Origin of the sequence: Lutibacter sp. (assembly GCF_021647475.1) — a bacterium.
In the GTDB taxonomy this organism is placed as follows: domain Bacteria; phylum Bacteroidota; class Bacteroidia; order Flavobacteriales; family Flavobacteriaceae; genus Lutibacter.
Window position 1 is genome coordinate 49,476 of the sequence record NZ_JAKIUR010000012.1, and the last position, 13,898, is coordinate 63,373.

Consider the following 13,898-nt stretch of genomic DNA (forward strand, 5'->3'; position numbering starts at 1 on the left):
TAAATTATGATTTTTAATTAGTTAAATAAGATGTCAATGGTAGCCTACCTGACGGCAAGGCAGGTAATTTTTGATAAAAAATTGTATCGAGAACTGTTGGTACACTAATTAGGTCTCGACTCCGCTCGACCTGACACTATTATTGGAATTAAAACTTACATAGTATGCATTTAACTACTGACCTCAAAAGATTAATTCAAAATCATTATCTTACTATTTTCATCAAATGAAAAATTGCGATAACCAATACATAACTTTCGTTACACAAAACCATCATTCTGAACTGATTTTAGTTGATTAAAATTAAACTTTCTAGACCTCCTTTTTCCTATTTATTTTTAGCACATTTCTTCAAAAAATTCCCTGTCAATTTCTTCTCTATGATCTGGATGTGCAATTTTCACTAATTCATGAGCTCGTTGTTTTATAGTTTTTCCATATAGATTTGCTACGCCGTATTCGGTAACAATATATTGTACGTGAGCTCTGGTAGTTACAACACCAGCTCCACGGTTTAAAAATGGCACAATTCTACTAATTCCATTTTTTGTGGTTGAAGGCATTGCAATAATTGCTTTTCCACCTTCACTTAAAGAAGCTCCTCTAATAAAATCCATTTGCCCACCAACACCTGAATACAATCGTGTACCAATAGAATCTGCACAAACTTGCCCTGTCATATCAACCTGAATGGCTGAATTAATGGCTACCATTTTTGGATTTTTTCTAATATTATGTACATCATTTACATAATCACAAGATCGCATTTCAATAAACGGATTATCATCTACATAATCATATAATCTTTTTGAGCCCATTAAAAAAGTGGTTAAGGCTCTTCCTTTACCAATTCCTTTGTAATTACAATTTATAACGTCATCTAAAATTAAATCAATTACACCATCAGAAAACATTTCAGTATGCAATCCTAAATCTTTATGATTTTTTAATTTTGATAAAACTGCATTTGGAATATTCCCAATTCCCATTTGTAAAGTACTTCTATCTTCAATTAAGTTTGCAATATGATCCCCTATTTTACTTTCAATTTCATTAGGTTCAGGTAAAATAAACTCATGAATTGGCGTATCTTCTTCTACAAAAGTATCTAGCTCCGAAATATGAATAATACCTTCTCCAAGTACTCTCGGCATTTGTTTATTAATTAAAGCAATTACGTGTTTCGCATTTTCAATAACTGATAAAATTGCTTCTATAGAAACTCCTAAAGAACAATATCCATGTTTATCTGGCGTAGAAACTTGAATTAAAGCTACATCAACAGGTAAAATTCCTCGTTTAAACAACATAGGAACTTCACTTAAAAAAACAGGGGTATAAGAACCATTTCCTGCTTTTAAGGTATGGCGAACATTTGGTCCAATAAATAAAGAATTTACATGAAAACTTTTACTGTATTTTGGGTTGGCATAAGGTGTTTTTCCTTCCACATGCAAGTGGCATATTTCAACATTTATCAACTCTTCATGCCGTGCTGTTAAAGCATTTATTAAAGACTGGGGTGCAGATGCAGCCGCCTGAATATAAACCCTATCGTTAGATTTTACAATTTTTACTGCTTCTTCTGCTGTTACTGCTTTATACATCATTCAACTCCTTTATTAAAATTTATGCAAATTTAAGGAGGTTTTTACTTAAAAATACTGTTAAAAATCACTTTTAGTACCTTTTATTAAAAATAAATTTGAATATCCATAATCCAACATAACCTTTGCCATCCCAAACTTATTTCAGAGCCATATTCAATAAATACTAGTTATTAAATATGAGTTACTGAAATAAACCATCTGTAGCTGACAGGTTCAGCACAACATTATTTTTATTATTACAAATTACGGACAATTATAAAATAATTAAAAATGAAACTATTCAGAATAGAATAATAAATTAATATTTAAATTATCTTTGCACCATAAATAGTTTGCTATTATGATTAAAATTAAATCTTTAGAAGAAATTGAATTAATGCGCGAAAGTGCTCTTATTGTTTCTAAAACATTAGGAATACTGGCTAAAGAAGTAAAACCTGGTGTAACTACTTTATACTTGGATAAATTAGCGGAAGAATTTATTAGAGATCACGATGCAATTCCTGGTTTTTTAGGTTTGTATGATTTTCCTAATACGTTATGTATGAGTCCAAATGCACAAGTTGTACATGGAATTCCGGATGATAAACCTTTAGAAAATGGTGATATTATTTCTATTGATTGTGGTTCGTTAAAAAATGGTTTTTATGGAGATCACGCCTATACTTTTGAAGTAGGTGAAGTTGCAGAAGAAACCAAAAAATTATTACAAGTAACCAAAGAAAGTTTATTAATTGGTATTCGAGAATTTAAAGCTGGAAATAGAGTTGGTGATGTTGGTTTTGCCATTCAAAATTATTGCGAAAAACACGGTTACGGAATTGTACGTGAATTGGTTGGACATGGATTAGGAAAAGTTATGCATGAAGATCCTGAAATGCCAAATTATGGAAAAAGAGGAAGAGGTAAAAAATTTATAGAAGGTATGGTTGTAGCCATTGAACCTATGGTAAATATGGGAACTCATAGAATTAACCAATTAAATGATGGCTGGACTATTTTAACTAAAGATGGAAAACCAAGTGCTCACTTTGAGCATGATGTTGCATTGATTAATGGTAAACCTGAACTGTTATCTACTTTTAAATATATTTATGAAGCTTTAGGAATTGAAAGCAATGAAGAAGATGAGTTTAGAGCTAAAAAATTAGTGCTATAAATATGAATAAATTCATAAATATTCAAGATTTAAAAACAACGGAATTACTAAAAGGTTTTAACGGTAAGTTTGTACATACTAAAAATTTTACCATTGCTTTTTGGGAAATTGATAAAGATTCCATTTTACCAAAACACAAACACATTCACGAACAAACTACCCAAGTTATTGAAGGGAATTTAGAATTAACTATTGGAACAGAAACCAAGATTTTAAAGGCTGGTGAAATGGCAATTATTCCTTCAAACATAGCTCATAGCGGTAAAGCAATAACTAACTGTAAAGTTACCGATACTTTTTATCCTGTTCGTGAAGATTATAAATTTGATAATTAATTGATTTTGAAAAAGTTATTTAAATTTTTTCTAAATAGTGTTCCAAGACCAATTTTAATTAAAATTAGTTATTGGGTTAGCCCAATAATTGCTTTTATTTTAAAAGGAAATAAATTTACCGATCCTATTGATGGCAAAAGCTTTAAAACTTTTTTACCTTATGGATATGGAAAACAACGAAATAACGCATTATCTCCCAGCACGTTATCCTTAGAGCGACATCGATTACTTTGGTTGTATTTACAGCATGAAACTAATTTTTTTTCCGCCAAAAACAAAGTACTACACATTGCACCTGAACAATGCTTTTTAAAACGTTTTAAACAATTAAAAAATTTAGATTATATAACTGCCGATTTATATTCGCCAATAGCTGATGTAAAAGCTGATATTTGTAATCTTCCCTTTAAAAATAATGAATTTGATGTTGTTTTATGTAACCATGTATTAGAACATATTGAAGATGACAAAAAAGCAATGAGTGAATTATATCGGGTTTTAAAACCCAATGGTTTTGGAATTTTTCAAGTACCTCAAGATTTAACGTTAGAAAAAACATACGAAGATTTCTCAATAATAGTACCAAAAGAAAGAGCCAAACATTTTGGACAATACGACCATGTTAGAATTTATGGAAAAGATTATTTCAATAAACTGCGTGCAGTTGGTTTTAAGGTAAAAGAAGTAAATTATTCCGCAGAACTAAATAACGAATTAATTAAAAAATATTGTTTGGTAAAAGATGAAATTTTGCCAGTTTGTTTTAAATAAGCTACTCTGTAAAATTAGGAGTTTTATACGTTTTCATTTTATTATTATCATCAGCATAAATTAAAAAAGCTTTTAATTCTGGATGATTTTTTAAAAATGTTTTTGCTTTTTCAAATCCCATTGCCATAAATGCAGTTGCGTAACCATCAACATCTGCACAATCAGATTTTGAAATAACGGAAGCACTCAATAAATTGCTTGGCGTTGCAAAACCAGTTAATGGATTTATAGTATGTACATATTTTTTACCATTTTTTGCAATTCTAAACTTTCTATAATTACCAGAAGTTGCAATAGATTCATTTAATAATTTAATATTAGTATTTATAGATCTTGTTCCATCGGTATTCGGGTTTTCAATAGCAATTCTCCAAGGTGTTCCTAATTGATTAATACCTCGTGCTCTAATTTCTCCACCAATTTCAACCATATAGTTTGGAATTTTATTATTTTCAAACATTCTGCCAACCAAATCTACCAAATACCCTTTTGCAATCGCATTAAAATCGAAATAGGTTTGTGGATATTGCTTGCTGATTTTGTTATTTTTTAAAGATACTTTATCAAATCCAACATATTTTAAAAGCTCTTTAACTTTGGTGGAATCCATGTTTTCAATTCGCTTACCCGGACCAAAACCCCAAGCGTTTACTAAAACACCTACTGTAGGATCAAATTCACCTTTAGTTTCTTTATAAATTCTGGCAGATTTTAAAAATACTTCTTTAAAATAAGCATCAACAACAATACTTGTATCCCCTTTATTTATTTTGGAAATATCTGAAGTTGGTACATATGTTGAAATAGATTTATTTACTTTTTTAATAATATCTTCAATTTTAATATCTAAATTTTTATTATCAGGATTTAAATAGCGAATGGTGAAGGTAGTACCAATAGCATCTCCTCTTAAAATAACTAAATTATCTTGTTTTTGATTACAAGAAAATAAGGCTATAATGCTTAAAAAAAGTATTATTTTTTTCATTTTAAATAAAGTTAATTCTTTGATATTTTTTATTTTTCAAAGATATTAATTAAAATTTTCTTAAAATTAAGATTAATCATAATTAAAGTTTAAAACATACGTTTCTTTTTTATAAATTTGTATTACTTAAACCATTTTAAATTATGAAAAAATTATTTTTAGTAGGACTTACTATTTCCATAGCATTAAGTTCTTGTGTATCACAAAAAAAGTACAGTGAACTTGAAGACAATTTCAGCAACAAAAGCAAAGAATTAGTAGACACGAAAGCCGATTTAATGAAATGTAGAATTGAAGCAGAAAAAGTAAGTGCTTTAAATCAACAAGTTGCAGATTTAAAAAAGGATAAAGAGAAAACATTAGAATATGTAGATAATTTAACTGTTTTATCAAAATCTGCTTCTGATAATATTAAAGAAACGCTTGCTCAAATGGGTAAAAAAGATGAATATATTCATGTTATTCAACAAGCAATGAATCGCAAGGACTCAATTAATTTAGCGTTAGGTTTTAAATTAAAAAGTGTTTTAAAAGACGGATTCAATGATAAAGATATTCAGGTGAATGTTGAAAAAACTGTAGTTTATATTTCTATTGCCGATAAATTATTGTTTAAAAGCGGAAGTGCAATTATTTCATCTGCTGCCAAAAATGTATTAGGTAAAGTTGCTGAAGTTGTAAATGCACAACCAAATGTTGAAGTAATGGTTGAAGGTTACACCGATAATAAACCTATTAGTACAGCTGGAATTAAAGATAATTGGGATTTAAGTGTAAAACGTTCTACTGCTGTTGTTAGAGTTTTACAAAATGATTACAATATTGAGCCAAGTAGATTAATTGCTGCTGGTAGAAGTGAATATAAACCTTTAGAAAGTAATGATACTGTTGAAGGAAGAGCTAGAAATAGAAGAACTAGAATTGTATTAATGCCAAAATTAGACCAATTCTTTAAAATATTAGAAAATAAAGTAGGACAATAGTTCTAATTATAATTATAAAAAAGCCACGAGTAAACTCGTGGCTTTTTTAGTTTAAATCAATTGCCAAATCTTGCAAACCTTCATATTTCAGCAAATAATTTTCATCTAAATTTGGATACTCAGTTTCATTATTTAGGCTACCTAATCCAAGCCCAGCAAATAATACTTTAGCTTTATTTTTTTTAGCGTGATTTTTAAAAGTTTCCATCCAAATAACATCATATTCTAGTGGGTAATTTTCAATGGTATCAAATCTTACAATTACAAAATGCCGTTGGTTATTGGTATCAACACAAACAAATTGAGGATGCTTTTTAAATTGACTATTTACTGCTAAAAATTCAAATCCTCGTTTTTCTAAATCTTTTCCTACAATATTCATTGCTAAATTATGTAGTTCTTGATATGTTAATTTACGCTGCATAAATTACTTTTATAAAAAAATCCGATACAAAAGTACCGGATTTTATATTATTAATTATTTAAGGTCTTCTAATTAACCACCAAAGTCATCAAATCTAATATTCTCATCTGCTAAACCAAAATCTTCACCCATTTTTTGAACCGCTTTATTCATTAATGGAGGCCCGCAAAAATACAATTCAATATCTTCTGGATTTTCATGTTTAGATAAAAACTCATCAATTACAGCTTGGTGTACAAAACCTGTAAATCCATCTCCTTCAGTATCATTAATATCTTTTTTATTTACCCAATTATCTTCAGGTAATGGTTCTGATAATACTAAATAGAATTTAAAATTAGGAAATTCTTTTTCTAAATGTTTAAAATGGTCTACATAAAACAACTCTCTTTTTGATCTCCCACCATACCAATAACTTACTTTTCTTTTTGTTTTTAAGGTTTTAAATAAATGATATAAATGAGATCTCATTGGAGCCATACCTGCCCCACCACCAACATACAACATTTCAGCATCTGAATCATTAATAAAGAACTCTCCATAAGGACCAGAAATAGTTACTTTATCTCCAGTTTTTCTTGAGAAAATATATGAAGAAGCAATACCAGGGTTAACTTTCATCCAACCATTAGTTGTCCTATCAAAAGGTGGAGTAGCAATACGCACATTTAGCATCACTCTTCTTCCTTCTGCAGGATAAGAAGCCATAGAATAAGCACGTTCAATAGTTTCAGTATTTACCATTTTTAATGGCCATAAATTAAATTTATCCCATTCTAACTGGAACTTATCAGGAGTTTCATGTTCTTCTGGATGTGCTGTAATATCAATATCTTTAAAATTTACTTCACAAGGTGGAATTTCAATTTGAATATAACCCCCAGCTTTATAATTCATGTCTTCAGGAATTTCAACTACAAATTCTTTAATAAATGAAGCCAAATTGTAATTGCTAACAACCGTTGCTTCCCATTTTTTAATTCCAAACACTTCTTCAGGAATTGTAATATCCATATCTTGACGAACTTTCACTTGGCAACCCAAACGGTATCCTTCCTGTAATTCTTTTCTTGTAAAATTTGGTGTTTCTGTTGGTAAAGCTTCTCCTCCACCAGAGTTCACAATACATTTACATTGTAAACATGTACCGCCACCGCCACATGCTGATGGTAAAAATATTTTTTTATTTGATAACGTATTTAATAAAGTGCCACCTGATGGAACTTCAATCTCTTTCTTACCATTTATTTTAATTTTTACTGGTCCTGATGGTGCTAATTTTTGTTTAACAACTAATAGCAAAGCCACTAATAAAAGTGTTATTATTAAAAAAGCTACTACCGTTACAACAACTGTACCTAAGGTATTTACTGCTAATATCATTGTTAATTTTTAATTTCTATTGTGTTATCTGCTAAATCAATAGCTTTTTTATTATTTTCAACTTTTACAGTTTCTACTTTTTTGGCTTTTTTCTCAGTTCCACCAGTTAACATTCCACCAAAACTCATAAATCCAATAGCCATTAAACCTGTAATAATAAATGTTATTCCTAGTCCTCTTAACGCAGGAGGAACATTTGAATATCTAATTTTTTCACGTATGGCTGCCATTGCTAAAATGGCTAAAAACCATCCTATTCCAGAACTAATTCCATAATTAAAAGCTAAACTAAAACTTGGAATTTCACGAGATTGCATGAATAATGAGCCTCCTAAAATAGCACAGTTAACGGCTATAAGTGGTAAAAATATTCCTAAAGAGTTATATAAACCTGGTGAAAATTTTTCTACAATTATTTCAACTAATTGAACCATAGTTGCTATAGTTGCTATAAACATAATGAATGATAAAAAGCTTAAATCATATTCAGCATATTCTGGTCCTAACCAAACTAATGCTCCTTCTTGTAAAATATAATGATCTAATAACCAGTTTAATGGCACTGTGATTGCCATAACAAAAATAACAGCAGCTCCTAACCCTACAGCAGTAGCAACTTTTTTAGATACAGCAAGATATGAACACATTCCTAAGAATGTAGCAAACACCATGTTATCTATAAATATTGATTTAAAAAATAATTCTAAATGTTCCATAGTGTTTAATTTTCTTCAATTAATGATGAGTTTCTTGAACGTTGTACCCAAATAATAACTCCCAATGTAATTAACGCCATAGGAGCTAACAACATAAAACCATTATTTTCATATCCATAAGCATATACTCCTGTTTTTTCAATTGGATTTCCTAATACTTTAAATCCTAATACAGATCCTGAGCCTAATAATTCTCTAAAAAAAGCGACAATAACTAATATAATTCCATAACCTGCAGCATTTCCTATACCGTCTAAAAATGATTTCCAAGGAGTATTTGCTAGTGCAAATGCTTCAAACCTTCCCATTATTATACAGTTGGTAATAATTAAACCAACAAATACTGATAATTGTTTTGATAAATTATATGAATATGCTTTTAAAACTTGATCAACAATAATTACTAGTGTAGCTGCAATTACTAATTGTACAATAATTCTAATTTTTGGTGGTATAATATTTCTCATTGAAGATATTACCACATTTCCTGCTGCCAAAACAAACATTACTGATATTGCCATTACAATAGATGCTTTAAGTTGAGCAGTAACTGCTAATGCAGAACAAATACCCAAAACTTGTACTGTAATAGGATTATTATCTGCTAATGGATCAGTTATTAATTTTAAATCTTTTTTTGTTAATATTCCCATAACTTATTGCTTTAATGTTTCTAAATAAGGTACATACATTTGTAAGCCTTTTTTAATCATTGCTGTTACGCCGTTTCCTGTAATAGTTGCTCCTGCCATTGCATCAACTCTACAATCTGTTTTGTTTAAACTTTTAGGATCATCATTTCCCTTAAATACAGTTATTCCTTCAAAAGTATTTCCCTTAAAAATGTGTTCTCCTATAAATTCATCCATAAAAAAACGTTCTTTAATATTTCCACCTAAACCAGGAGTTTCACCAGCGTCATCAAAATAAACACCTTGTACTATTAAATCCTTATTTAAAGCTATATAGCCCCAAATAGCATCCCATAATCCTTTTCCTCTAACTGGAATTATGTAGTAAGTTTTATTGTCTTTTTCTCCTACAAACAAGGGTAATTTTCTTGTATATGAAGGTTTTTTGGCTTTTGCAGCTTCTCGTTTAAGATCAATTAGATATGCTTTGTCATTTTCGGTAGCTGTTGTACCTTTAATAACATACTGTTTAACTATATATTTTGAAAAATCTGCATCTACTTTATCTTTAGGAATAAAATTAACGGAACCTTTTTCGTTTTCATTAACTCCCATAGCGTATAAAATATTTTGTTGTTTTTCTATACGTTTATTTTCAGCTATTTTACCTTTTAAAGATTGGGCAACAAAAGCTAATAATGAGCCAACAATAATTACCATTGCTACTGCAAACAGTACGGTATATGTATTACTTTCTGTATTCCTTGACATTGTAAACTGTTTTTGGTTTTAATCGTTTAAGTCTTTTTTTAATATTGGAAGCTATAACATAATGATCTATAGTTGGTGAAAATACATTCATTAATAATATTGCTAACATTACACCTTCTGGATAGGCTGGATTAAATACTCGAATCATAATAGAAATAAAACCTATTAAAAATCCGTATATCCATTTTCCTCTATTAGTTTGTGAAGCTGTAACTGGATCGGTTGCCATAAATACAACACCAAAAGCAAATCCACCAATAATTAAGTGTTCCCAAAATGGAGTATTCATTAAAGTATAAAATTTACTTCCTTCAACTATCCATCCTTCATTAACAACGCTATTGAAAATTAATCCCATGGTTAACGCTCCTATAACGGCTGATAACATAATTCTCCAACTTCCAATTTTTGTATATATTAAGTAAATACCTCCTAATAAAATTAATAATGTTGAGGTTTCACCTACAGAGCCTGGAATAAATCCGTAAAACATATCTGTAACTGAATATGCTAAATGTTTACCTCCTGCTAAACCGCCTAATATAGTTTCTCCGGAAAAAGCATCTAAGTGTGCCCCTGCCAAAATTTCTTTTGAGCGTTCAACAGCTCCAGCTATCCATACTTTATCTCCACTCATCCATGTTGGGTAGGCAAAGAATAAAAATGCTCTAATAGTAAGTGCTGGGTTTAGAATATTCATTCCTGTTCCACCAAAAACTTCCTTTCCAATAACTACGCCAAAAACTATGGCAACTGTAAGCATCCATAATGGTGTATCTACTGGAACAATTAATGGAATTAACATTCCTGTTACAAAATAGCCTTCTTCAACTTCATGGTTGTTAATGGTTGCAAAAAAAACTTCTATTCCTAATCCAACAACATAAGAAACTAATAAAAGTGGAATTAATTTTGTAGCTCCTAATAGAAAGTTGTCTAAATTCCAAAACTCACCACTAAAAAATCCCATATTTGCTTGATAGCCATGAATAGCGATGTGCTGTTGATAGCCAACGTTAAACATTGCAAAAATCAATATTGGAATAAGCGGTATTATTACCGCTGTCATGGTTCGTTTTAAATCATCTGCACCTTTTATATGCCCTCCTGAATGTGTGGTTTCATTTGGTGTATATAAAAAGGTGTGAAAAGCTGAAAAAGCAGACAACCACTTTTTATCTTTTCCCTTTTCTTTTATATTATGTAATTTTTCTTTTAACCCCATAATTTTATCCTATTTCTTTTAACATTAAGTCTAAGCCTTTTCTAATAATTTCTTGATGTGGTTGTTTTGAAACACAAATAAATTCAGTTAAAGCAAAATCTTCTGGTGCAACTTCATACATTCCTAAATTTTCCATTTCTTCTAAATCTTTATACATGCATGATTTTAATATTTGCATTGGATAAATATCTAGTGGAAAAACTTCTTCATATTCTCCTGTAAGAACAAATGCTCTATGTTCTCCATTAGTATTGGTGTTTAAATTGTACTTTTTATTTGGAAACAACCAAGAGAAAGTAGCTGCTCTAGTAATTGATAATTTATTAAAAACTGGTTTGCTCCATCCAAAAAATTCATAATCATTTCCTTCAGGAATAACCGTTATTAAATTATCATAATAACGTAAAACTCCTTTTTTACTTTCATTACTTCCGGTAAGTACATTACCACTTATTAATCTACTTTCAACTTCATTTAATTTTTCTTCAACTAAAGATGAAATATCAGCACCTATTTTAGTGATATAATATTTTGGTTTGTTTACTGATGATCCTACCAAAGCAATAATACGTTCCGCATTAAACTTACCGGTTAATAATAATTCACCAATAATTACTAAATCTTGTGGTTTAACTGTCCAAATAACTTCTCCTTTATTAATAGGATCAATTTTCGCAATTTGCGTACTTATATTTCCTATTGGATGTGGACCAGTTACTTTATGAAGTGTAATATTATCTAATCCTAAAAATGGTGAATTTCCATTTTTACCAACGCTAACGTGAACTTCACCTGGAGTAAGTTTGCTTAACGCGGTTACCGCAGCTTGTAATTCTTTTTCTTTACCCGCTAATACATAATCGTAATCAGCTGCTAAAGGAGCACTTGCATATGCAGAAATAAAAATAGCTTTTGGTTCATTATCCGGATTTGCAATAACATCATAAGGTCTTTGCATGATAAATGGCCAACAGCCTGCATTTGACAGGTAATTTTTAACCTCATCTGCTTTCATAGCTTTTGGATCTTTACTTCCAAAATCTATAAATTCTTGCTGATTATCCGCTTGGATTTTAATTGCTAAAATTTTTCTTTTATCACCACGAATAATATCCACTAGTTCACCACTAACTGGCGAAGGAAATTTAACAGTTTCATTTGCTTTGCTATAAAAAACAGTTTCACCTGCTTTTAACTTTGCACCAACTTTTACTGTTAATTTAGGAATAATAGTGTGGAAATTTTCTGGGATTAATGTGTAAACATTACTAGATTTTGCTTTTTCGGTTACTTTTTCTGCAACTCCTATTAGCTTTATATCTAGCCCTTTTTTAATTCGAATGTCCTTTGACATATGTTAAATTTTATTAATAGTCCTTAAAAACTGTGCAAAAATAAGAATTTAAACCTTAGTTTTAACAGATTTTAACAAATTATTATGTAATAATCATTACCAAAAACAATATCATTATAAGTTCTATTTATTATAATGCTTTTTATCTTTGGAATAGATTTTGTAACATTCCTAAATTATGTCGAATATTTTGAAAATTATTTGCTTTTTTACTACAATTTTAATGACTTTTTTTGGTTATTCCCAAAATATAGTACTGGAGTCAAACTATATTAAAACGGTTATTTTAAAACCAAACAGTACAAATAGCTATGCTCCAATACTAAAATTAGGTGATAAATTAATGTTGAGTTTTGATGATTTAAATGCTGATGAAACAGAATATTATTATAAAATTGAACATTGCACTTATAATTGGAATATTTCTAATTTAAATTCATCAGAATATATAGATGGATTTGATAAAGATAGAATTAGAGATTATGAAAACTCATTTAACACCTTGCAACCTTATACCCATTATCAAGTCCATTTTCCAAATGAATACACACGAATTAAAATATCTGGGAATTATTTAATCTCTGTTTTAAATGAAGATGAAGAAGTTATTTTTCAACGAAAATTTATACTATTTCAACCCAAAGTAATTGTAGGAGTTTACATACACAAAAGTAGAGATGTTGCTACAATTGAAACTAAACAATCGGTTGAATTTGTTATAAATCATCCTAACTTAATTTTTAATAATGCTAGTGAAGAAATAAAACCTGTTATTTTACAAAACGATAATTGGCAATTTTCAATTACCAATTTAAAACCTCAGTTTTATAGAGGAACACAATTATTGTATAAATACGATAAGGAAACTAGTTTTTGGGCAGGTAATGAATTTTTATATTTTGATAGCAAATCTATTAGAAATTCCAATTTACATATTGTTAAATCCGAATTAGGAAAACAACTTTATCACACCTATTTATATCCAAATGAACCCAGAGTTAATGAACCCTATACTTTATACCCCGATATAGATGGTAATTTTATCATTAGAACTTTAGATGGTGAAAATCCAAATACCGATGCCGATTATAGTTGGGTACATTTCTCCCTAAAAATGCCTAAACTTAAAAATGAGAGCGTTTATGTTAATGGAAATTTTAATAATTGGAAATTGAACGCTACAAATAAACTAGTTTATAATGAAATTTTACAACAATATGAAGTTGCCATTTTACTAAAACAAGGTTTTTACAATTACGAATACGTTACCCTAAATAAAAACAATCAAATTTCAAATCATGAAATTTCAGGATCTCATTATCAAACAGAAAATAATTACACCGTTTTAGTATATTATAAAAAATTTGGCAGTAGATATACACAAGTTATTGGTGTTGGGTACGGAAATTCTGAAAAATTAACTAACTGACCTTACGCAAAAATAATGATTAAATTTGCAAGCAAGACTGATGGCTGTTAATAACTTAAAAGAGTTGTATATGGATTACCTTATAAGTTCAACACAATTAACTACTTGCACAGGTTTG

General features: G+C 29.4%; 14 protein-coding genes. 5 read left to right on the plus strand and 9 right to left on the minus strand.

What is annotated here, in order from left to right; translation table 11 throughout:
- Positions 1-338: 338 nt before the first annotated feature.
- Complete coding sequence (locus tag L3J60_RS04645; protein WP_291974338.1) at positions 339-1,607, minus strand: acetyl-CoA hydrolase/transferase C-terminal domain-containing protein; 1,269 nt, start codon at positions 1,605-1,607, stop codon at positions 339-341.
- Positions 1,608-1,950: 343 nt separating this feature from the next.
- Here L3J60_RS04645 and map point away from each other — a divergent pair, with 343 nt between their 5' ends.
- The 3 genes from map to L3J60_RS04660 are packed head-to-tail and all read left to right on the plus strand — an operon-like array spanning position 1,951 to position 3,875.
- Positions 1,951-2,769, plus strand: a complete 819-nt coding sequence (gene map, locus L3J60_RS04650) for a type I methionyl aminopeptidase (protein ID WP_291974325.1) — start codon at positions 1,951-1,953, stop codon at positions 2,767-2,769.
- A 2-nt stretch (positions 2,770-2,771) separates the two neighbouring features.
- Positions 2,772-3,104: a cupin domain-containing protein gene (locus L3J60_RS04655; protein WP_291974326.1), complete on the plus strand. Its 333-nt coding sequence runs from the start codon at positions 2,772-2,774 to the stop codon at positions 3,102-3,104.
- A 6-nt stretch (positions 3,105-3,110) separates the two neighbouring features.
- Positions 3,111-3,875 (plus strand): class I SAM-dependent methyltransferase, encoded by a 765-nt coding sequence (locus tag L3J60_RS04660; RefSeq protein ID WP_291974327.1) that lies wholly within the window; start codon positions 3,111-3,113, stop codon positions 3,873-3,875.
- Position 3,876: 1 nt separating this feature from the next.
- On the opposite strand, the gene L3J60_RS04665 is transcribed toward L3J60_RS04660, so the two are convergent.
- Positions 3,877-4,863 (minus strand): FAD:protein FMN transferase, encoded by a 987-nt coding sequence (locus L3J60_RS04665; protein WP_291974328.1) that lies wholly within the window; start codon positions 4,861-4,863, stop codon positions 3,877-3,879.
- 143 nt (positions 4,864-5,006) lie between these two features.
- On the opposite strand from L3J60_RS04665, the gene L3J60_RS04670 reads away from it, so the two are divergent.
- Positions 5,007-5,846, plus strand: a complete 840-nt coding sequence (locus L3J60_RS04670) for an OmpA family protein (protein WP_291974329.1) — start codon at positions 5,007-5,009, stop codon at positions 5,844-5,846.
- 46 nt (positions 5,847-5,892) lie between these two features.
- Here the strand turns inward: L3J60_RS04670 and L3J60_RS04675 are convergent, their stop codons facing one another.
- The 7 genes from L3J60_RS04675 to L3J60_RS04705 form a co-directional block, all read right to left on the minus strand.
- Positions 5,893-6,270: a Na(+)-translocating NADH-quinone reductase subunit F gene (locus L3J60_RS04675; protein WP_291974330.1), complete on the minus strand. Its 378-nt coding sequence runs from the start codon at positions 6,268-6,270 to the stop codon at positions 5,893-5,895.
- Between the two features lie 72 nt (positions 6,271-6,342).
- A complete protein-coding gene (gene nqrF / locus L3J60_RS04680) occupies positions 6,343-7,653 on the minus strand; it encodes an NADH:ubiquinone reductase (Na(+)-transporting) subunit F (protein ID WP_291974331.1) in 1,311 nt (436 codons plus the stop codon).
- A gap of 2 nt (positions 7,654-7,655) precedes the next feature.
- Positions 7,656-8,369 carry an NADH:ubiquinone reductase (Na(+)-transporting) subunit E gene (nqrE, locus tag L3J60_RS04685; RefSeq protein WP_291974332.1) on the minus strand — a complete coding sequence of 238 codons (714 nt, stop codon included), beginning with the start codon at positions 8,367-8,369 and terminating at the stop codon, positions 7,656-7,658.
- Positions 8,370-8,374: 5 nt separating this feature from the next.
- Positions 8,375-9,022 carry an NADH:ubiquinone reductase (Na(+)-transporting) subunit D gene (locus tag L3J60_RS04690; RefSeq protein WP_291974333.1) on the minus strand — a complete coding sequence of 216 codons (648 nt, stop codon included), beginning with the start codon at positions 9,020-9,022 and terminating at the stop codon, positions 8,375-8,377.
- A gap of 3 nt (positions 9,023-9,025) precedes the next feature.
- Complete coding sequence (locus tag L3J60_RS04695; RefSeq protein WP_291974334.1) at positions 9,026-9,772, minus strand: Na(+)-translocating NADH-quinone reductase subunit C; 747 nt, start codon at positions 9,770-9,772, stop codon at positions 9,026-9,028.
- Positions 9,750-10,997 carry an NADH:ubiquinone reductase (Na(+)-transporting) subunit B gene (locus L3J60_RS04700; protein ID WP_291974335.1) on the minus strand — a complete coding sequence of 416 codons (1,248 nt, stop codon included), beginning with the start codon at positions 10,995-10,997 and terminating at the stop codon, positions 9,750-9,752. The genes L3J60_RS04695 and L3J60_RS04700 overlap by 23 nt, the downstream gene beginning before the upstream one ends.
- 4 nt (positions 10,998-11,001) lie before the next feature.
- The gene (locus L3J60_RS04705) at positions 11,002-12,351 is read right to left on the minus strand and encodes a Na(+)-translocating NADH-quinone reductase subunit A (RefSeq protein WP_291974336.1); all 1,350 of its coding nucleotides are present in this window, start codon (positions 12,349-12,351) and stop codon (positions 11,002-11,004) included.
- Positions 12,352-12,529: 178 nt separating this feature from the next.
- Between L3J60_RS04705 and L3J60_RS04710 the strand changes: the two genes are divergently transcribed.
- Positions 12,530-13,780: a DUF5103 domain-containing protein gene (locus L3J60_RS04710; protein WP_291974337.1), complete on the plus strand. Its 1,251-nt coding sequence runs from the start codon at positions 12,530-12,532 to the stop codon at positions 13,778-13,780.
- Positions 13,781-13,898 lie beyond the last annotated feature (118 nt).